Here is a 21,009-nt window from a genome sequence, read left to right as displayed (position 1 = left end):
CGGGATATAGGATTTCCTATTTTTTTAATGTAAGTTTGTTGGATAATCGAATCTATACACGACATTATGAACAACAACCTCATCATCACCATAGGCCGGCAATTCGGCAGCGGCGGCCGTGAAATCGGCAAGCGGCTCTCCGAACTGTTCGGTATCGCCTACTACGACAAGGAATTGATAAACGAAGCCTCGAAGTCGAGCGGACTCAGCACCGAATATTTCGAGAAGGCCGACGAACGCGCCCCGAGCGCCCTGCTCAATTCGTTCTCGATCAACTGGCTCACGGGGGCCGGAGGCTTGTGGGGCGACGGAGGTTTGTCGAATGAATACATCTTCAAATTCCAGTCCGACGTAATCCGCAAACTGGCCGAGACCCAATCATGCGTAATCGTAGGACGATGTGCCGACTATATCCTGCGCCAATATCCACGATGCTACAACGTGTTCATACACGCGCCGCTCGAGGATCGCATTGCCCGCATACTGAGCCGCTCGCAAGGAATGACACGCAAGGAGGCCATCGAACTGGCCGAAAAGAAAAACAAACTGCGCGCCGCCTACTACAACTTCTATACCGACAAGGGTTGGGGGGTATCGTCGTCGTACGACCTGTCGATAGACTCGTCGATACTGGGCAGCGAAGAGACGGCTCTCTTCATACGCGACTTTATCCTGAAGAAAGACCAACGTCCCAAGTGGGAGAAGAAGAAAAAATAGAAGCCCTTACTTTTTGTGCATCTCCAGATAATCGGAGCAGAGCGAATAGATGATACCGTCGACGATACCGATGGTAGGCACCCATATCTCCTGCGCGCCGATGTGTGTGGCTATCTGCAGATAGATGTCGGCTGCAGGCACAATGACGTCGGCACGGTCGGGCTTGAGGCCGAAACGCTCGATGCGCTCGACAATGGGATAGCTGTTGAGCTCGTTTCTCAACTCGAGCAGGCGCTCTACGGTGAGGGGCTCGCGAGCCGGTATTTTGGCCAGATGGTGCAGCTTGTTGATGTTCCCGCCCGAGCCGATGATGGAGATTCGGGGATATGACTCTTTCACCCGCCTCAAGTCGCGGTACATGCGGAAGAGTTCGCTGCGGCTCAACTTCTTGTTGAGGATACGCACCGTACCGATGTTGTACGACTGGGACTGCAACAACGAGCGGTTGCTGATGATGCTCACCTCGGTACTGCCGCCACCTACATCGACATAGACAAAATTGCCCTCCTGCTCAAACTGGTCGACAATGTGGCTGTCGTAAACGATACGAGCCTCTTCGAGACCGTCGATAACCTCGATGTGAATGCCGCTCTTTTCGGAGATATAGCGCACGATTTCGGCCCCGTTCGACGAGTCGCGCATGGCCGAGGTGGCACAGGCCCGGTAGGAGACTACGTTATAGACCTGCATCAACTGCGAGAAGGCGTGCATGAGTCGCAGCAGCTTCTCGGTCTTCTCGGTAGAGATACGCCCTTTGGTAAAGGTATCTTGCCCCAACCGCAACGGCACACGCACGATGAAGACCTTGGATAAATCGGTTACGTTCTCATCCGGATTGATACCCTTGATAAGCAGTCGCACGGCATTGGAGCCAATATCTATTGCAGCAAAATTGAGTTTGTCCATAAAGCCTATCTCCTTTCTGAGCGAAGATACGCATTTATCCCGTATGTTGAACGTCGCAAAGGCAAGAATATCGCCCCCGCCCCCCTATTTTTTGCATGTACGGCTCACCCCCGACTCAACCATTTGCCCCGCTCGCATGTTATACTCAGGTACAAACTCAGGCGCAAAACAGTGATTGGTTATGCTTGGGCAATGCGCCTTCTACCCCGCACCAAGGGGGCAAGGAGGCCCCTCCTGTTTTATTATCAGGTATTTATCAATAGTCGGGAAGGGCCTCCTTCTTTCAAAGAGTATCATCATGCCACAAGTCGAGAGAGAGCCGGCATTACTTTTACCGGAAATTTTTCTGTCCTATGAAATCGAGAATTATCTTCAACGGCATGAATCGCCATGCTTCGCCTGCGACTGCCCAGCCGGGCGACTGCTCGTCGGTGGTCAATCTGCGCAAACAATCGGGCCACCTGATTCCCGTGGGCACCCCCAAGTATCTGTACAATACCCAGGAGAAAGACCGCCGACTGCTCTATGTGCATACCTGCTACGACGGAGAGCATCACATCACGGCCAACGACTATGCCCTCTACTACGAGGTGAATATCGACCGGGATAGCGAAAAGATAACGCCTGTCGAAAAAGAGCTGTTTACCCTCAACGGGAGTACCGCACTGTCGGTTCAGTCGATTGGCAACACCCTCATCGTCATCTGTGCCGAGCATACCTACTACCTGCTCTACAAAGAGGGCGAATATATATTTTTGGGCGAGCAACCCGACTTTCCCGAGATTTCGTTCTCGGCCTATACCCGCTATACCGACGCTTATATCGTGCCCGAGCACACCTTCTCCGAGACCTACAACAACCCGACCTACCTTAAGACCGAGGAGACCAACTTCTACAACGGGGCCTACTACGATGCCTTTTTCCAACTGCAGGAGCAGGCCTGGAAACGGCGTTATTTCATTCAGCCCATACTCATTCGATATGCACTCACCCTCTACGACGGCAGTCGCATATTCTCGTCGACTCCCGTCATGCTCTCGCAGGCCAACCCCATACAGCCTTCGCAACTGAGAATCCGCATCAAAAACTCGAACAACATCTGTACGGGAACCTACGAGGGACAGATTATTGCCGAAAACTTCATCGTCAAATATTTCATTCACAGTCTGAACCTCGAAAACTGGAAGGACATCGTGAAGAGTATCGACTTCTTCGTAACCCCCGAAGCCACGATTTTCGAGACGGGCGAAACGCTGCAAGGCATGGACTTCAAAATCGAGCGTACCCAAGAGAACGGCAACACCGTCTTTTACGTCACGGGCGACATCTCGTTTCTGGACCGGAACGAAATCAAGAAACAATACATGCAAAGTTCGCTCTTCTACAAAATAACTTCGATCGAAGACTGGAGCAACCTGAAGGTGGGCGAATGGTACGACTTTTACAGCGACATACGCCCCGACATGCTGGTACACGAAGAGGTGCTATCGCCCGACAATACGACCCTGCTCTCAACCGGAGCGCAAGTGAGCTACGTGCTCAACAAGCGGCTGCACCAGGCCAACCTGAGCCGCAAGATGTTCCCGGGGTTCCCGCTGATCATGCAGACTACGGGGCGAACCAATGCCGAACCGGCCGAGGCCTATATCTGCACCTACCTCAAAACCGAGCGAGGCGAAAGCATGGTGGTGTGGAGCGGGACGACCGACTACTTCTACAACCAGCTCTCGCCCTTCATCTCCTACCCCGACAGCAATGCCTACCTGATGGAGATTGTCGTGAAAAGCGCGTCGGGACTGTACCGCAAGCGCATCGAGCTCACCCCCTCGGAGTATGAAAACCGGGCCGACTACCTCGACGATTCGTTTGTGGCAGCACCTCTGGAGGTCGATTCGGCAGCGGGCTCGAGTGCCCTGACCATCCCCTCGCCCAGCAACGACGTCTATACGCAGGACAATATTCTGCGGGTATCGAAGTATGAAAACCCGTTTGTCTTTCCGGCCGAACAAACCTACTCGGTATCGAACGGAGCCATCACCGGCATCGCGAGCATTACCACCGCCCTGTCGGAGGGACAGTTCGGCGAGTTCCCGCTCTACCTTTTTACCGAAGAGGGCATCTGGGCCCTGCAAAGCGGCTCGGGCGAGGTGTGCTACAGCAACCAGCACCAGTTGAGCCGTGAACCTATTTCGAGGGAATATCCCATCATTCCCCTCGAAGAGGCTATCCTGTTTGCCACTCCAAAAGGGCTATCGATTTTACAGGGTGCGACCACGCAGCAGCTCCTGGCATTCGACGAACTGCCCTACGAAGACAATTCGAAGCTTCAAGACTATCAGCTCTCGAGCAATATATTACAGGCAACCTGCGACACGACACCGCTCTCCGACTTCATTCAAGGGTGTATCATCGCCTATAACCCCATCGAAAAAGAGTTGCTATTCTGCCAACCTCGACTCGGATATACGGTGGTTCTGCATCTGCCCTCGATGTATATATACCGCACGACACAAGTCTACACCTCGTATCTTTACGATGCCACACATCTGTTGGGTCAGGATGAACAAGGGAATATCTTCGATCTGCAAAAAGAGATACGGAACAATACGGCACAGATTGTACTGCTCACCCGTCCCATCACGCTCCAGAGCGAGAGCTATCAACGGTGGAGGGAACTTTCGCTGCGGGTCTCGTCGTCCGGGAAGAAAACGATTCTCTCGTTATGGGGAGGCAACGATGCCGAAAACAAGTTTGTCACCGTGGGGCAGCTGTCGAACAGCGGAAAAATACCGGGGAAACTGACCCTGCGCATTACGGGCCCGGCCTACAAATATTATCGGATTTTCTTTTCGGGCGACGTGATGCCCGACTTCCATCTGTGGGCGGCCGACACGCTCGCTATTCCTCTCGACCTCAACTCCCGACTGTACTGACGGAAGACCGACGTGAAGAGACTCGCCTCCGTCCGGCTCCTGATGCAGACTATTTCACCAGCGAGAGGCGCACCGAGATACCGTAGTTGCTGTTGGTTATCGGGTAGGACGACGAGGATACCAGCGGGGTGTTGATCTGGTGGTCGAAGTAGGCTCCCACCGTGATGCGCTTGCTCAGCACGTAGTTGGCCGTGAGCTCGATCATGGTGGTGCGGGTGCCGCTGGTGGCCTGGGTAAAGTTCTGCTCGATGCGGCGGATGAGCGACTGATTCTTGCGGAACGAGAAATCGGCGTTGATGGTGAGGTCGTTGCTGACACCCGTTTGCGAGCCCCGCAGCTTCAGGATGGTGTTGAAGTTGGCAATCTTGTACCCGGCCCCGATAGTGAAATCGGTAGTCGTGGCCTCTACAATCTGGCCGGCGGCCGAGTTGAGGGTGAGGGTACGGGAGTCGTTGAACTTGATATTGCCGGTAATGTTGTTCTTCAGCGTGACCGAGAGACCGATAAGGGGGGCGAAACGCTCGGTAATCATCACCGACGAGATGTCGAAGGGCGACGAGGGTATGGGGTTGCCCGAGAGTTCGTCGCGGATGAAACCGAAATCGCCGTCCGACTCCACCCAGTTGAGGTACGACGAGTAGGAGCCCACCGAATAGGTACACTGGTAGGTGTGCGACAGGGTGAAGGCCTTGAAATACTTCTTAATCAGAGGCACCTGCATGAGGCCGTCGTAGGTGATGCGCCAGTTGGGCAGAATGGCCGTAATGTCGGGGAAGGGCGAGAGCCCTACCTTGTTGGCATCCATACCCGAATAGGCGGCCAGGAAGGCGGGTATCATCACGTCGGCCGAACTGCGGTTCACCCCGCCGTTGGCCACGTCGTAAGGCTGCCCGGCCAGGCCGGTCGAGGCGATAAATCCCCGGTTGGGATAGTTACCCTGAGCATAGCGGGCCTCGAGACGCGAAGCGATAATCTCGCGGTTGCGCAGGAAGTCGTTGAAGGCTTGCGACGCATAGCCGTCTTTCGACGAGCTGCTGCGGAAGGCGGTCTTCAGGGCGATATGGGTCTTGGTATAGCTTCCGCCCCGGGTGGTAGGCATGTCGGCATACATGAACTGCATCTGCGAGCTGCGCGTGTCGGTGCGGTTGCCCGTGAGGTTGATTTTCAACCCCCGTATCGGCTCGAGGGCAATCTCGATGTTGAACTCTTCGGTACGACCGATTACGGCGGGGCTTATCTGGGTAGAGTCGCACAGCAGCCAGCCGCGCTCCTTGGCCCGGTAGACATAGTTCTCGTCGGTAAAGCCGAAGGCAAAGTCAAGACCGGGCGACATGGGACCGTAGGAGTTCGACTGCCCGAATATGTCGCCGATGTTGGGCGAGAAGAGGGGCAGCGAGGTGGTGTTGGTCTTGCGGTAGCGCACACTGGCGTTGCGCACCATCATCAGCCCCCGCAACGAATACTCGGCCGCCTCTTTCCAGAAGTTGGGTTTCTCCTTGCCGGGGGTAATCACCACATTCAGCCGCTGGGTACCCTTGTCGAGAATCATCACGCTGTTGGCGTCAATGACTTTGGTGCGCAGGGCCACCCGCTTGCCGGCATCGTCGCGGGCCACCACCTTCACCTTCTTGTTGTTGAGGTTGTGCCGCAAGGTCACCGTGGTGTCTTCGCGCAGCAGAATGGTGCGCTCGAACTTGCGCTCCTTCTTTTTAATCGACTGTCCCCGATTGCTCGACGAGAAACGGCGGTTGATCTTCTGCAGATATTTCGACTTGTTGTAGAGCTGCTCGAAGTTGAAGCGGCCATCGAGGCTGAGCTGTCCCTGGTTGCTGATGGTGTTGCCCAGATCGATGTCGCTCGATACCTGAGCTCCGCGGTCCCAGGTATAGGTGGCGTTGTACTTGGCCGTGAACGACATGTAGTCGATGACCGGTATCTTGCTGAACGGCGCGGTATACGAGGCGTTGAAAGTCTGGTTGTAGTTCCAGGGCGTACCCAGGTTCTTGATGCTGGTCATCACGGTATCTTTCCAGGCCCTGTACTCGTCGGGGAAAAGCTCCTTGTTGACAGCCCCCACCGGCTCCTCGATATGAGCGTTGGTCATGGTCTGCAACGAGAAATTGAGCGACTTGGTGAGATTCCACGACAGCGAGAACTGGCGGTCCCACAGGAAGTTCTTGCTCACGCTGATGGGCAGGGCCATACCGCCCGAACCGCTCACGTCGCGAATCTGCTGCTCGTAGTAGTAGCGCGACATGTTGGTATTGAACGCGATGTTGCTGGGCAGGTAGTAGAGTTCCCACTCTTTCAGGAACTTGAGGTGCTTCGACTTGCTCTTCAACCCCTTGAAGGGAACCCACGGTTTCACAAACGGCGTGTAGGAGTAGGTGAAGCTGCCCCGGTAGTCGTAGGTATTCTCGAACTCGGTCGTGGGGTCCTGGTTGGACTGCCGGTTATAGGAGTAGCTGATCGAGAAGTTACCCGGGTCGTAGGGCATGGGGTTCTTGCTGCGGATGTCGAACATCACGCCCGAGAGGCTGAGGCTCTCGACCGTCGACCGCTCGATAGAGGCGTCGTTTATGGAGTCGCGCTCGTGCTGGCTGCCGGCATTCCGCAAGGCATCCTTGAGGAGAATATCCTGGTCGAGCGGGTTGTACTTGGGCGAAGTGCGCTGCTCGGTGAGCGAGTAGAACAGGGGGGCTCTGAGCTTGACCTTGTCGGGTAGGAAACGGCCCAACTCGACCATCGTGGCGATGTTGTACTGGTAGTAGTCGTCGAGGCGCCGCTCGGTGAGGCTCTGGTCTATGCCGCCGAAACCGGCCGTCTCGACATGGCCGGCAATATTGAGCGTGGCAATATCGGACAGTCCCAGGTTCATGTTGGCCTTGGCCGCCCAGCCGCCCGACTGGTCGAAATCGGTCAGGCGCATTTCGTTCACCCAGATGGTAATCGACTTGGTGGCGTTGGAGTTGTTGCGCACACCGATCATCATGGTGCGCACGTCGCTCAACGAGGGGTTGCCCACGATGGTCACCTTGTTTTGCGCCTTGTCGGGGTCGTAGATCGAATAGCGGGTTTGGAAGGTTACGCCCGAACTCTCTTGCCGTTTCTTGGCATTCCGCTCCAGCTTCAGGTCGGTGAAGACCGAAAGCGGAAAGTCGAACATGTTGGACGAGGGCCAGACAGCCTCCTGGTCCTGCGTATTGTAGGTGCTGTATGTACCGGGCTCGGTGAGCGAGAGCGGTATCTCGTATTCGTAATAGTTCGATTTGTTGTCGGAACCCAACCGCAGGAATACCGACACGTCGCCATCGCGCAGGTTGGTGTTGTCGTCGATGAGCTTCTCGGCGTGGACAAACATCTGCAACCGCTTGTAGGTACGCATGTCCATGCCGCTGTTTTTGTAGACGGCACGACCCTCGCCGGTAGGCAGGTCGGTCACCTTCAACGACATGGCCTGCTCGTTGAGCTGGGTTATCTGCGACTGTCCCGGGTCGATGATACGGGTTACCCCCGGCGGCAACACATAGTTGACGGGCTCTTGACCGGCATTCTCCTCGATATTGACTACCGAGACGTCCAGGTTGCCCTGGGCCGGCGAGTTGGTGGCCTTGTCTACGGCGTAGTCGTAGGTGCGCCATTCGCCCCGCACCAGCTCGAGGGTGGCAAAGCGCAAGTGGGTCTCGACCTCGAAGCCGGTCATAAACATACGGATGAAGCGGATGGTCTTGAAATCCTGAATAGAGCCCACCTTCTTCTGCGGTTGAGAGAGGGGCACCTTGAACTGGTACCACACGGCCTTGCCCTCCTGTCCGTTGCGGAGGGGTACGGTAGTCTCGCGCTTGTCGGTGATGTAGTTCTTGCCCACCACGAGGCTGTCGGGACAGAGCGAGATGCGGTATTGGTAGTAGCGTTCGTACTCGTTGAGGGTATTGTCCTGGTTGATGTCCTCGACATCGGGCACACTCTTGGACGACTGGTAATAGGAGTCGGCCACATCCTCGGTCGAGAGCGAGTTGCCCTCGGTACCGTTGTAGTGCTTGTAACGGTCCAGAATCGAGGTCTGGGCATCGTCGTAGTCGTGGCCGCGGTAGAAGTGATAGTTATCGCCGGCGGGGTCGTTGAAGGGCGAGAACTGGTCTTGCCGCATCTCCTCAACCACGGCAGGCGACAATTTGGCCTCGAGCTTGGCCAGATAATCCTTATACGACGAAAAGCCGTACTCCTCGTCGTTGGTCAGACCGTCGAGACCCACATCCTGCAGGGTGCGGGTTCCGCTCGTGTTGTCGAAGGCGTAGGTAAGCGACTGCCGCTTGGAGACCTTACCCCAGGCCGTAGTGGCTATTTGGGTGGTGTCGCCATCGATGGGCAGACCGTTTTCGAACGACTTCATTCCGTCTTTCAGAATATCTTCCGACACCTCACCCAGGTTGAAGTAGAGTTCTCCGCCCTTGTGGTTGGTCTGGTTCTCGTCGAGGAAGGGGTCCATGAGCCAGAACTGGATATACTCGATGTTGGACGATTCGAAGTCGGTATAGTCCATTTTGCGCATGATACCGCCCCACCGTTTTTCGGGATTGAGCAACCGGCCCTGCTCGTCGATGTTGTCGGCATCGAGGTTGTAGGGGCCCCGCTCCTGCGGATAGTACGAGAGGTTGAGTGTCTGCTGCGTCGTGGATTCGCCGTAGTTGATCTCCTTGTTGGGGAAAATCTCGCGCACGCTCACCTCGCGCACGTAGGGGTTGGAGAGCTGGTCCAGGTCGTTCTTCAAGTGAGCGGGTATGAGGCTCGAGGTCTTCTGCGTGAACATGCGGTCGATGTAGTACCACGACAGCAAGGCGCGGTTCTGCCCGTAGCGCACGTCGTTGGAGTAGCGGGCTTCGGGGAAAAGCGCGTCGGAGGCGGCATCGTAGGGAGTCGAAGCCAGCGTCCACGAGTAAGGCGACTTGAGGTCGAGGCCCGTCTGGGTCGACTCGAAGTCGTCGATATAGGAGGAGCCTTGCGAGCTGCCGGTCTTGGACTGGTGGGGAATGAGCTGGGCAAACTCGGCGGTGAGGGCCAGAGTCGACGGCGCCGTAGCGTTGACGGTGGGAATCTTGTTCATCCAGTTGGTGAGCCACTGGAAACTGGTGTTGTACGACAGGTTCACACCCCACAGCGTGTTGTTGAGCACCTCGTCGCCCATACTCACCTTCTCGGTCAGGGGCTTTTCGCTCAGGTGCATGATGGTGGCCCCGATGTTGAAGTCTTTGGAAAAGGCGTAGTTGAGGTCGAGGCCCAACATGGTCTTGCGCTGCATGTTGAACATCGACTGGTTCTCGAGCGAAACGCTGATGGGGGTACCCGACTCGATGATGCTCTGGTTCAAGATGGTAACGACACCCATGGCATAGTCGACAATGTAGTCGGAGTTCTCGACCAGCGTCATACCGCCGGCGGTCACCACCACCGACCCCCGCGGCACGTTCATGGCGTTGAGGCTTATCTCGGCACCCGACGAGGCCTTGTATTCGCCAGTCATGATGAACTTGTTCTTCTCGGAGACCTGCTGGGCCACGGTGAGGGTCGAGTCGTACAACTCCTGATAGACATACTTCTCGGCAATGGCCGCGTTGCCTATCTGTTCGGCCAGGTGGCTGCCGAAGGGCTCGATGACCGGGAAGATGATGCGGCCGTTCGACGACTGTACGGTATAGCCCTCGATGTAGTCGAAGATACCGTCGGAATACTCGGTTTCGTTGGCATCCAGGCGGTCGAGGTTCATCACCTGCAAGAGGGTCTTGTTGGCAATGTTTCCCTCGGGTATGTTGTTGACGGCCACGCCGGTGGAGTCGCTCATATACTTGATATAGAGGCGGAACTTGTCTTTCTGCACCTGATAGGCGCCCAACGAATAGACGTTTTTCATCATCAGGTCCCAGATAGGCAGCGAGGTCGATACGGTCGAACTCTTCAGCATCTTCAGGTAGAGGCACTGGTCGGTATCGGTCACATCGCCCGAAAACTCGCCCACCTGGTAGACCTGCCCGTTGTAGGTATACTCGTAGGCCACGGCCAGCATCTCGTCGGCATTGAGCTTGCTCTTGAGCGAGATGTAACCCAACTGCGCATTCAACGTATACTCCGACGAGGAGAGCTTGCGGGCACTCTCGATCTTCACATAGTCCTGACCGCCCTCGATTCCGTAGGCCGAGAGGGGCTCCAGCGCCTGGGTCACCAGGTTGATGTTGCGGGCATCGGGGTAACCGTTCTTGATTTCGGAGTAGAGCGAGTTGGAGTTGTTCATCGGGTTGGGCTGGGCCGTCGTCGAAATCCAGTGCGAGTTGCCTATGCGGCTGTTCTCGGCCAAATCCATGAAGCCCACGATGTTGCGCGACTCTTCGTAGCTGCCCTGCTTGTTGGTAATCCACACCTCGATGCGGTTGATGCTCACCCCCGACGATACGTAGGGCAGCTTCGAGGCAAACTTGTCGTAGTTGTCGCGGAAGAAGTGGGCCAGGAAGAAGTGGCGGTTCTCGTCGTAGGCATCGGCCTGAATCTCGAAGGGGGTCGTCTGGGCACCGCCGCTGGCGTTGACCGTCTTCGACTCGGACTGCTGCTGCGAGATCAGGGCCGTGGCGGTGAGCTTGCCGAACTGCATGGTAGTCTTGATACCGAAGAGGGCCGTGCTGCCTCGTATGAGCGACGACCCGGTAGTCATGCTCACGTTACCGGCCTCGATGTTCTTGATGATTTCGTCCTCCTTGCCCTCGTATTGCAACTTGAGGTTCTTGGAGTCGAAGTCGAAGGTCGCATCGGTGTTGTAGTTCATGTTGAACGACATCTTGTCACCCACCTTGGCGGTGACCGATGCCTGTATCTTTTCGTCGAAATCGAAGTAGGTCTTTTTACGCGAACTCATCGGCAGGGCCGGGTTGTCGAGCTTGTTGTACTTCAAGCCCATATTCAGCTCGATAGAGCCTTGGGTGGTCAACTGCACGCCGCCGGGGCCGAAGACCTTCTCGAGGGGCCCGAGCGAAAAGTTCATGTCGAGGAAGTTGAACTCCGACTTGCTGTTCTCGGCAAAGTTCTGGGCATTGCGCTCGCGGTAATACTGCTGCATCGACTTGCGCAGCGTGTATTCGTTGTACTCGTCGGCCGAGAGCATGAAGGGGGTAGTGACATCGACACCGGCCACCCGCGTGTGAATCACATAGCAGTTGGTCTCGGGGTCATACTCCACCTCGGTCTTCAGGTTCGACGGGTTCTCCAGGTCTACAGGAGCCTTCTTGTCAATCTCGTCGTACGACTCGGGCACCGTTTTGGCCACGGGGAAACGCATCTCTATCGAGTCGGAAGCCGGACGATCGGCACTCCCCGCCTGCGCCGCCTGGGCGTTGCGCGCGGTATTCTGCGGCTCGGCCACCTGCAAGGCTGCAAAAGCGGAATAGACACCTAATCCGCTCAAAGCCAAAGCCACTATCGTTCCAATCCTTATCCGTCTTCTCATTCGATACTCCTGCACATAATCCCCGCTCGCCTTTCAAAGAGAAAAGGCACTGCGTCGGTATCAGAGCATTTTCAGAGCCTGTTTGATAACCGCCTCGACCTTCATCGAAGGGGTCTCGCGCAACAGTTTCTGCACCGCCTTTTGCGATTGAGGCTGCGAAAAGCCAAGCATCACCAACGCCGCCACGGCTTCCTCGTAAACCTCGGAGGCTGCGGGCGTACTTATTACTAACGGATTGTCGGTAGGTTTTATTTTATCCTTCAAGTCAACAATTACACGTTGTGCCGTTTTCGCCCCGATTCCCTTCACCGATTTCAGCAAATTCAGATTCTCCGAGACGATGGCCTGCTCCAGTTCGGCCGGATTGAGCGACGACAGAATCATGCGCGCCGTGTTGGGCCCCACCCCCGAAACCGAGATGAGCGACACAAACAGCTCCCGCTCGTGACGGTCGCCGAAACCGTAGAGCTGGTAGGCATCTTCGCGGATAGCCTCATACACATAGAGCCGCGCCGTTTTCCCCTTGGCCAGACCCGAATAGGTGTTCAACGAAATATTGAGCAGATAGCCTATGCCCATGCACTCGATTACGGCCGTGGCAGGAGTCACCTCTACCACCTCGCCGGTAATATATTCGATCATAATCCTCTCTTTTTCAAATTATTCATATTCAATAACCCGGACCTCGACCGGGATGCTCCCGGCATCGGCCCCTGCCGCTTGCCGGCCACGGCGGCCCTCGCCCGTATCGGATTGCAAACTTAGCAATTTATCGGGAATCGGGGAAATATCGCCCCGCCAAATCGCACGGGATGCACCCCCGCCGACCGGCCTGTGGCCGAAATAATTTGGCCGGATTGTACGTTTATCGATATAGAAATAGTTGTCTTTGTGGTATTTTTTCTACTTTTGTATAGATAAACGGAGCGGCCGCCGGGCACCCGGGCAGGAGTTCTGCCGGAGGAGCTGCGGGCGTTCCATGGAGTTACGAATCTATCATCACTCTCGAAATGAAAAGAATAGCATTTACCCTCATGTGCGCCATCGCACTGATTTCGTTCCGGGCCCAGGCCTTTACACTGGAAGATATTACGTCCGAAAAATTCCGTCCGCACGATGTGGCCGAGACCTACCCCTCGACCGACGGGGTGCACTACTACGCCGCCACCAACGGCAACACCCGCATTGTCAAATGTGAATACCGCACCGGCCACGAGGTCGACACCCTCTTCGACGTGAAGACGGCCCGCGAGTGCGACCTGAAGAGCTTCGACGGCTTTTCGCTCAGCCCCGACGAGAAGCACCTGCTCATCTATGCCGACTCCGAACCCATCTACCGCCGCTCGTTCAAGGCTACCTACTACACCTTCGAGATACGCCGCAACCTGCTCAAGCCGCTCTCCGAGGGGGGCAAGCAACAGGTAGCCGTCTACTCGCCCAACGGCCGCATGGTGGCCTTCGTGCGCGACAACAACATCTATATCAAGAAACTCGACTACGGCACCGAGGTGGCCGTGACCCGCGACGGCAAGCGCAACCAGATTATCAACGGTGTGCCCGACTGGGTCTATGAGGAGGAGTTTGCCATGACTTCGACCCTGCAATGGTCGCCCAACGACGAGACGCTGGCCTTTGTCAAGTTCGACGAGAGCCAGGTGCCCATGTATGCCTTCCAACTCTACGAGGGCTACTGCCCCGCCTACCCCGAATACCGCTTCTACCCGGGCAGCTTCACCTACAAATACCCGGTAGCGGGCGAGACCAACTCGCGGGTATCGGTCTACTCCTACACCGTCGACACGCGTGCCCTGAAGGAGATGAAGCTGCCGATTTCGGCCGACAGCTACATCCCCCGCATCCAGTTTACCCCCGACCCCGACCGGCTGGCGGTGGTCACCCTCAACCGCACCCAGAACGAGATGGACATCTACGCCGTCAATCCCAAATCGGGCGTGTCGAAACTGCTGTTGCGCGAAACCGACAAGGCCTGGATCGACGAGCCCATCCTCGACAACCTCGCCTTCTACCCCGACTTCTTCATCCTGGCCAGTTGCCGCAGCGGCTACCAGCACCTCTACCGCTACAACTACAACGGCACGCTGGCCCGCCAGATTACCCGCGGCGAGTGGAACGTGTCGAGCTTCCTCGGCTACGACGCCAACAGCGGCTCCTATTTCTACGAGTCGAATCAGGAGGGCCCGCTCTACAAGGCCATCTACAAGATAAATGCCAAGGGGGTGGAGACCAAGCTCTCGACCCTGAAGGGCACCAACACCGCCGTGTTCAACCCCTCGTGCACCTATTTCATCAACCGGTACAGCAGCAGTAGCGAGCCGCTGGTGGTGACGGTGTGTGATGCCCGCGGCAAGACGCTGCGCACCCTCGAGGACAATGCGGCTCTCAAGACCTTTGCGGCCCAGAGCCAACTACCGGTGAAGGAGTTTTTCACCTGCCCCAATGCGGCGGGCGAACCGATGAACGGCTACATGCTCAAGCCGCTCAACTTCGACCCCTCGAAGCGTTACCCGGTGGTGATGTCGCAATACAGCGGACCCGGTTCGCAATCGGTACTCGACGACTGGAAAGTCGATTGGGAGTATTACCTGGCCAGCCAGGGATTCATCGTGGCTTGTGTCGACGGTCGGGGTACCGGCGGCCGCAGCCGGGCCTACGAGACGGCCGTCTACATGCATCTGGGCAAATACGAGACCGAAGACCAGGTGGCCGGGGCGCGCTACATGAGCTCCCTGCCCTATGTCGACGGTAACCGCATCGGCATCTACGGCTGGAGCTACGGCGGATACGAAACCCTCATGGCCATGTCGACCGGCGGGGGCATCTACCGCGCCGGAGTGGCCATCGCTCCCGTGACCGACTGGCGTTACTACGACACCATCTATGCCGAGCGTTTCATGCGCACCCCGCAGGAGAACGGCGACGGCTACCGCCAATCGGCCCCCATCACTCACGCCGCCAACCTCAAGGGCAATCTGCTCATCGTCTCGGGTACGGCCGACGACAACGTACACTATCTCAATACGTTGCAATATTCGGCCGCTCTGGTCGAGGCCGGTATCCAGTTCGATTCGCAGATCTACACCAACAAAGACCACCATATCCGCGGCTGCAACACCCGACTGCACCTGTTCACGCGGGTGTGCAACTTCTTCAACGACAAGCTGAACCGATAAACACCTGCCTACCCCGTGATGAAGAATCGTGAAATAAGCTGGACCAACATCTACTCGCTGCAGCTCCTGCCGGCTGTCGTGCTGTGGGTGCTCACGCCTCTGCTCGGCGAGTGGGTAATTACCATCGCCTCGATTGTCGTGGGGGCCCTTTGCATGTACAGTGCTTCTTTCTTCATCAAGCTGTATAAAGGTTGCGGGACCATTATCTGGGTGGTTGGATGGGCTCTTTTATTAAGTGGAGTCCTATGGATTGGGGTACTGTTGCTCCATCTTCCATTTGTCCCGATGGTCCTCTTCCAGGCTCCCTTCATGGCGTTGCTCACCTATCTGTTCGAGCAGCACAACATCCAGCCCACCTTTTGCCTCCAGTGTGTCGTCAAACGGGGCGGTATTTGGGAGCGCAACCTGCTGGGCGACTATACCCGGCTCGAAGCCTACTACATCATCCGCATCCTCCTCTTCGGATCACTTATCGTGGCGGTGGTCGCGTGGGCACTCTTCCTCTGGGGCATCGATACCCAGAGCCGGCTGGGCCGCTATTTCTATCTCTTCTTCCCGGCAGCCTTGTGCGTGGCCCTTATTCTCTTCGAGACCATTCGTCGCTGGCTTTTAGAGATGGCGATTCATCCGTCGGGGAAAGGGTTGTCATTAACTACTTCAGTTGAATCTGGAGGGAAACAACACTTTTATGGAATTATTCGTATCTTGACTATATGCCAAGAACAAATATTTCTTATAGAACGAAAGGAAGAAAGGGAACATGAGAGGGAGAATAGCTCAGGATTAGATATTCCTATACACAAAACATATGCAGACTGTATTGCTAGCGAAAAAGAATTAGTATATCAAATCATTTCGGAAGAATTACAAATTGAAAATCCTAATTTACGACATTTAAATTCCACAATCTCCGAGAATAGATCACGACAAGTTGGACATTATATTTTATTTCTCTCCGACAAAGATACGCCTAAAATGAACCGCTACCCCGGCCGCTGGTATACGGTCAAAGAGATTGCTCGGCTTAACCGGGAGCACCGGCTCCACCCCCTCTTCCGGGAGTGCTACGCCCGCCTCTGCACGGTGGTCAATGCCGCCCGCACCTACCGCATGAACGGCGAGCGGCGATACCCCATCCGGGGCTACAAGCCGGCCTTTACGCTGCGCCACCTGCAAGAACTGAACATCGAGTTCGACGACCCCATCTGGCTCTATGTGAGCCGCCACAACGAAGACCGGCTGCTGGGGCGCATCGACCTCTGGTTCCAAAAACTGTTACGAAAACGTCACTCTTCAACCTGCTGCGATGCTTGACTTGATAACCATACTGGGCCCCACCGCTTCGGGCAAAACCTCGCTGGCTGTCGCCCTGGCGGCACGCCTCGATACCGAAATCATCAGTGCCGACTCGCGCCAGATATACCGCTCGATGGATATCGGCACGGGCAAAGACCTGGCGGAGTATACCGTGGGGGGCAAGACCATCCCCTACCACCTGATAGACATCTGCCCCCCGGGCTACAAATACAACCTCTTTGAATACATCCGCGACTATCACCAAGCCTACGACGAGATAGTGGCACGGGGCAAAACGCCCATCCTCTGCGGGGGGACCGGCCTCTATCTCGAGGCGGTGCTCAAGGGCTACTCCCTCCCCCCGGTGCCCGAGAACCCCGAGCTACGCCGGTCGCTCGCCGACAAGTCGCTGCCCGAACTCGAGGCGATACTCAAGACATACAAGACACTGCACAACCAGACCGACACCGACACCTGCAAGCGGGCGATACGGGCCATCGAGATAGCCGAGTACTACTCGCGCCAGGAGCCCTCGCAACTGGTACCCCACCCCGTGGAGCACGCCCTCATCGTGGGGGTGAATATCGACCGGGAGAGCCGGCGCGCCCGCATCACCCAGCGACTGCACGACCGCCTCGAGGCCGGCATGGTGGCCGAGGTGCAGGGGCTGCTCGACCGGGGCATCGACCCCGAGTCCCTCATCTACTACGGGCTGGAGTATAAATACATCACCGAGTACCTCATCGGCCGCACTACCTACGACCAGATGGTCTCGCTCCTCGAGATTGCCATACACCAGTTCGCCAAGCGGCAGATGACCTGGTTTCGCGGTATGGAGCGGCGGGGGTTCCACATCTTCTGGCTCGATGCCTTCCTCCCGATGGAGGAGAAGCTGGTCCGCATCGAGGCCGAGATAGCCCGCCGATAGGATGCTGTCTGTTGGATATTTGGCCGCAACTTTTCAGATATACAAACCGAGGGCCGTGCCGATACCGGCACAGCCCTCACTGTTCAGTTCCCCGCCGATGGCTTGGGTGAGTTTGTATTGGGTCGCTTTTGCGGCTCGCCATAAACCTCGTCGTAGAAGCGCTTGTAGCGCTGCCACTGGGGATCCTTTTCCCACAACAGGCGGTAAGGCTCCCGCTCCATCTCAGTCAAAGGGGTACCTAATCGATTGTTATACTCCACTTCACCCAGTTGTCGCCGCACCTCCTGATTCCAGGCTGAAATAGAACCGTCGTTTCGCAAAGCTCGACGTGAGAGACTAACCATGTTCGCTAATTCTCCATCGGAAAACCGCATACCCGGCCAAAAAATCCGAAGCATATTTCTCAAGTCTCCACACAACCGCTTCCAATCAGAAGTATTTGTTTTTGTTGCGGCCATATCAGATAAAAAATCTTCCGCATCAGCTTTACGAGCTTCCCATGAATCTCCACTTACCTTCCAAACGCTGGGCATAGCTCGATAGACCTTCATCAAAAACTCATCCTTGAAATAGGAGTTACCGAAAAGAGCATCGAGCCCCCGATGGCCCACCGCCTCGTGCAACAGAACGTGCTGGAGCATTTCATAAGAAGGTATATTATCAAGTATAATGCCAATGACTCCATTGTGAAAATAGAACCCGGATATAATTTCTTTTTCTTCTTGAGGTATTGATTTGGGAATATCCGACTGATGTTCATAGATATAGACATTGTCGAGCCCCATGCGGTCGGCCAAATCTTTGGTGAGGTGATATTTTCCGCGGGTAGACATCTCGCGCCAAGCCTGATCTTTAGCAGGGTCGCGCAACACCGTCTCCAGCGGGTCGGGTTCGTGCAGCGCCCGCGCCTCCCGGGCACGCTGTTTCAGTTCGCCCGTGGAGATGGGGCGCATCATGTCGATGTCGACATCGGGGACCTTCACCGGCTCCTCGCGCTGCGGCAGCACGACGGTAGCGGTACGGGTCTCGGGGTCGTAGTCGACGACATCGGTCGTGTAGCCTCCATATTCGAGAGTACCGATAACCTCCTGCCGGTCGCGCAGGGCCACATTGCGACGACGATTGACCGCCCGACCTATACTCCCGGCTACGGCTCCGGTTGTAGCCCCCGCCGCCATACCGACGGCGGCATTCTGCAAAATGGAGCTGAGGGTGGGATAATCTTCGGGATTGACATAGGCCATGCGACCCACGTCGTGAATGGCCGAGTTGGCCCCCTCGGAGAGGGCTCCGACGCCCACATCTTTCAATACGCCAATCTTCATCCGGGACTGGTCGGTATACTTCAAGCTGTTCATCAGCTTGGTCGCCTCGCGCCGTGCCTCCTTGTTCTTGAGCAGCGCATCCTTGAAATATTGCGAAGCCCGCCGCTTGACGCCCCTCGAGAGGTTGCCGAGGTAGCGGCTCTGGAGCAGGGCATCGAAGAGGAAATCGGCCCCCATGCTGATGGCGGTATAGGCCGCCCGCTGTCCGGCCGAGAGCGGTTCGCCCGTCTCCTCCTCGTAGTTGTCGAGCTCCATTTGCGCCTGGGCATGGCTCTCGGCTACCGACGCCCCCACGCTGGCCACCCCGGCGGCCACACCCACCGGCGCCGAGATAGCCCCCAACGCCACGGGGATACCCATGCGGGCCACATCGGAGAGGATTTCGCCGGCCACGGCCGCCCCCTCGGTCTCGGGGAAGGCGTTTTCGGTAGCGCGAGCCTCCTCCATGATGCGCCGTCCTTCGTTGCCCCACCGGGCCGTCTCGGAGAGTTGACGGGCAATCTCGTCCTGCGGCAGCCCTTCGCCCTGCAAACGGCGATACTCCTCGAGCCCCTCCAGCTCGATGCGGGGGCGGTCGACGGGTTTCTGCTCGGGCTCACGGCCCAGCGAATCGGCCTTCTGCTGCAACTGCTCCGGCGTGCTGCCCGCATACTCGGGCAGGTGCTCCAGCGCGCTTTTGGCCGCGTCGCTCTTGTCGTCGGAGAAAAGGTCCTGAATATACCCTTTGGAATATTTCAGGTCGTTCCAGATGCGTTTCCCCGCTAGGTTCAACCCCTCGGTGAGCGACTGCAGCTTGCGCGGCTCCTCGACCTTGGGGTCGGGATTGACGGGGAAATCGGGCTGAAGCGGAACGGTCACCTGGTGCGACGGCACGGCACCCGCGCCCGCCGGGAGGTTCTCGCCCGGCAGCGGAACCGTATAGGCCGGCAGGTCGCCGTCGGCCCCCTCCTCCTGATTCCGATACAACTCTTGCAGATAGGGATTGATAAGGTCCCAGCCATATATCCCGTTACCCTCGACAGAGGGCATGCTTTGTAACTTGTTCATACTCTTCGACAGATAAAATTAGTTTGTAACTCGATGGCCCAGATACTTGGCCAGCAGGCAGGCCAGTTTGCGGGGGAAGCCGGCCGATACCAGCAGGTTGAAAAGGTGGTGTTTGCACTCGAAATCGTTGTGCCCCGCCTGCAACGCCTTCAGCAGCGCCTTCTCGCTCAGGGCGGGACAGCACGACTCGGGCCGGTATTGCCCCGACGCGAAGTCCGACCACAGCCGGAAGTTGCGGTATCGACGCTCTTTCTCGTCGAACGAACGGGGAAGCCAGATGGCGGCGATACCCGTGTCGATGTCGCGGTCGGGTTGCCGCAGCAGCTCCAGCACTTCGCGCAGGGCCGCAAGCTCGCGGCGGGCCTCCCCGCGACGGTCGTCGGGGTCGTCCTCGCGATGCAGGTCGTCGAGGTAGGCCCGGCACGACTCCAGGAAACACTTCCCCCCGCCCATATAGTCGGCGAGCTGGGGCGATTGGGGAGCCGACTCCCCGTTGACAGTTATGCGATTGCTCATTGTAAAATGGATTTTTAGTTAAACAAATTCTTCAGCGTGTTGAAAGTCGACGAGAAGGAACTGCCGAGGATATTGCCCATGTAGTTCGACTTCACCGGTCGGTAATACTCCTCCAGAGCCGTACGGGCCGAGAGGTAATTCTTGAGTGCATTCTCCTTCCAGCCGGTCGCATAGCTGGCCACCTGGCTCACCGCCTTGCCGTAGGCCTGGTTTTGAGCCTTCTGGGCAGCCGTAATCGACTCGGGAGTAGCCCCGGTGACACTGGCCTTGTTTTTCAGAGCCTGGGTCGAGGTAGCCATCTGCTCGCGCATATCGCTGAGCAGCCCCCTCACGTCCGACCGGTCGAGCATGTTGCTGTAATAGGTGCGGTTGAAGAGGTTGTCCAGTTGCGACAACTCCTGCTCATACTGCTGTCGCTGTGCCTGCAGGGCCTGGTTGGCCTGCTGTTTCCCCTTTTGCGTGGCAAAGAGACTGCCCAACAGAGGAATGGCGGTAGAAAGTACATTGTAAATCATCTCCTGCTTGTTTGTTTATGGGTTGGTAATATCTGCCGCAAATATCCGTTGCCCTGCGGCGATAATCGTGGCACGATTGAAAAATGCGCGGCATACCGGCTGCATCCCGGTCTGTCATTACGATAGCAAAAAAGTCATAACGGTTC

The 21,009-nt window shown here is 56.7% G+C and carries 11 protein-coding genes; 5 read left to right on the top strand and 6 right to left on the bottom strand.

Features of this window, described 5'->3' with window-relative positions:
* The first annotated feature begins 66 nt into the window (after window positions 1-66).
* Window positions 67-717 carry an AAA family ATPase gene (locus Q1K76_RS00780; RefSeq protein ID WP_087408101.1) on the top strand — a complete coding sequence of 217 codons (651 nt, stop codon included), beginning with the start codon at window positions 67-69 and terminating at the stop codon, window positions 715-717.
* A 6-nt stretch (window positions 718-723) separates the two neighbouring features.
* On the opposite strand, the gene Q1K76_RS00775 is transcribed toward Q1K76_RS00780, so the two are convergent.
* Entirely contained in the window at window positions 724-1,623 is a 900-nt protein-coding gene (locus tag Q1K76_RS00775) for an exopolyphosphatase (protein WP_087408102.1), read from the bottom strand.
* Between the two features lie 353 nt (window positions 1,624-1,976).
* On the opposite strand from Q1K76_RS00775, the gene Q1K76_RS00770 reads away from it, so the two are divergent.
* Entirely contained in the window at window positions 1,977-4,556 is a 2,580-nt protein-coding gene (locus Q1K76_RS00770; RefSeq protein WP_300130313.1) for a hypothetical protein, read from the top strand.
* Window positions 4,557-4,605: 49 nt separating this feature from the next.
* Here Q1K76_RS00770 and sprA read toward each other — a convergent pair whose 3' ends face one another.
* On the bottom strand, window positions 4,606-12,045 hold the full coding sequence (gene sprA, locus Q1K76_RS00765; RefSeq protein WP_300130311.1) for a cell surface protein SprA: 7,440 nt from the start codon (window positions 12,043-12,045) through the stop codon (window positions 4,606-4,608).
* A 60-nt stretch (window positions 12,046-12,105) separates the two neighbouring features.
* Window positions 12,106-12,687 (bottom strand): Holliday junction branch migration protein RuvA, encoded by a 582-nt coding sequence (ruvA, locus tag Q1K76_RS00760; protein WP_258326460.1) that lies wholly within the window; start codon window positions 12,685-12,687, stop codon window positions 12,106-12,108.
* Between the two features lie 368 nt (window positions 12,688-13,055).
* Here ruvA and Q1K76_RS00755 point away from each other — a divergent pair, with 368 nt between their 5' ends.
* From Q1K76_RS00755 to miaA, 3 genes are read left to right on the top strand one after another with little or no spacing between them, the layout of a single operon-like run.
* Window positions 13,056-15,236 (top strand): S9 family peptidase, encoded by a 2,181-nt coding sequence (locus Q1K76_RS00755; protein WP_300130308.1) that lies wholly within the window; start codon window positions 13,056-13,058, stop codon window positions 15,234-15,236.
* 18 nt (window positions 15,237-15,254) lie between these two features.
* Complete coding sequence (locus tag Q1K76_RS00750) at window positions 15,255-16,550, top strand: hypothetical protein (protein WP_300130306.1); 1,296 nt, start codon at window positions 15,255-15,257, stop codon at window positions 16,548-16,550.
* Entirely contained in the window at window positions 16,543-17,460 is a 918-nt protein-coding gene (miaA, locus tag Q1K76_RS00745; protein WP_300130305.1) for a tRNA (adenosine(37)-N6)-dimethylallyltransferase MiaA, read from the top strand. The genes Q1K76_RS00750 and miaA overlap by 8 nt, the downstream gene beginning before the upstream one ends.
* Window positions 17,461-17,543: 83 nt before the next feature.
* Here miaA and Q1K76_RS00740 read toward each other — a convergent pair whose 3' ends face one another.
* The 3 genes from Q1K76_RS00740 to Q1K76_RS00730 are packed head-to-tail and all read right to left on the bottom strand — an operon-like array spanning window position 17,544 to window position 20,863.
* Complete coding sequence (locus tag Q1K76_RS00740; RefSeq protein WP_300130301.1) at window positions 17,544-19,832, bottom strand: hypothetical protein; 2,289 nt, start codon at window positions 19,830-19,832, stop codon at window positions 17,544-17,546.
* A gap of 18 nt (window positions 19,833-19,850) precedes the next feature.
* Window positions 19,851-20,348 carry a hypothetical protein gene (locus Q1K76_RS00735; RefSeq protein WP_300130298.1) on the bottom strand — a complete coding sequence of 166 codons (498 nt, stop codon included), beginning with the start codon at window positions 20,346-20,348 and terminating at the stop codon, window positions 19,851-19,853.
* A 14-nt stretch (window positions 20,349-20,362) separates the two neighbouring features.
* Complete coding sequence (locus Q1K76_RS00730) at window positions 20,363-20,863, bottom strand: hypothetical protein (RefSeq protein WP_300130296.1); 501 nt, start codon at window positions 20,861-20,863, stop codon at window positions 20,363-20,365.
* Between the last annotated feature and the right edge of the window lie 146 nt (window positions 20,864-21,009).

This window comes from uncultured Barnesiella sp. (genome assembly GCF_946496565.1).
In the GTDB taxonomy this organism is placed as follows: domain Bacteria; phylum Bacteroidota; class Bacteroidia; order Bacteroidales; family Barnesiellaceae; genus Barnesiella; species Barnesiella merdigallinarum.
This window is presented reverse-complemented; position numbering and strand designations above follow the sequence as displayed.

What these genes read in the sequence shown, in the direction of transcription:
- Q1K76_RS00780 (WP_087408101.1), top strand. Translation starts at nt 67, where the DNA reads ATGAACAACAACCTCATCATCACCATAGGCCGGCAATTCGGCAGCGGC.
- Q1K76_RS00735 (WP_300130298.1), bottom strand. Translation starts at nt 20,348, where the DNA reads ATGAGCAATCGCATAACTGTCAACGGGGAGTCGGCTCCCCAATCGCCC.
- Q1K76_RS00730 (WP_300130296.1), bottom strand. Translation starts at nt 20,863, where the DNA reads ATGATTTACAATGTACTTTCTACCGCCATTCCTCTGTTGGGCAGTCTC.
- ruvA (WP_258326460.1), bottom strand. Translation starts at nt 12,687, where the DNA reads ATGATCGAATATATTACCGGCGAGGTGGTAGAGGTGACTCCTGCCACG.
- miaA (WP_300130305.1), top strand. Translation starts at nt 16,543, where the DNA reads ATGCTTGACTTGATAACCATACTGGGCCCCACCGCTTCGGGCAAAACC.
- Q1K76_RS00775 (WP_087408102.1), bottom strand. Translation starts at nt 1,623, where the DNA reads ATGGACAAACTCAATTTTGCTGCAATAGATATTGGCTCCAATGCCGTG.
- Q1K76_RS00755 (WP_300130308.1), top strand. Translation starts at nt 13,056, where the DNA reads ATGAAAAGAATAGCATTTACCCTCATGTGCGCCATCGCACTGATTTCG.
- Q1K76_RS00770 (WP_300130313.1), top strand. Translation starts at nt 1,977, where the DNA reads ATGAAATCGAGAATTATCTTCAACGGCATGAATCGCCATGCTTCGCCT.
- sprA (WP_300130311.1), bottom strand. Translation starts at nt 12,045, where the DNA reads ATGAGAAGACGGATAAGGATTGGAACGATAGTGGCTTTGGCTTTGAGC.
- Q1K76_RS00740 (WP_300130301.1), bottom strand. Translation starts at nt 19,832, where the DNA reads ATGAACAAGTTACAAAGCATGCCCTCTGTCGAGGGTAACGGGATATAT.
- Q1K76_RS00750 (WP_300130306.1), top strand. Translation starts at nt 15,255, where the DNA reads ATGAAGAATCGTGAAATAAGCTGGACCAACATCTACTCGCTGCAGCTC.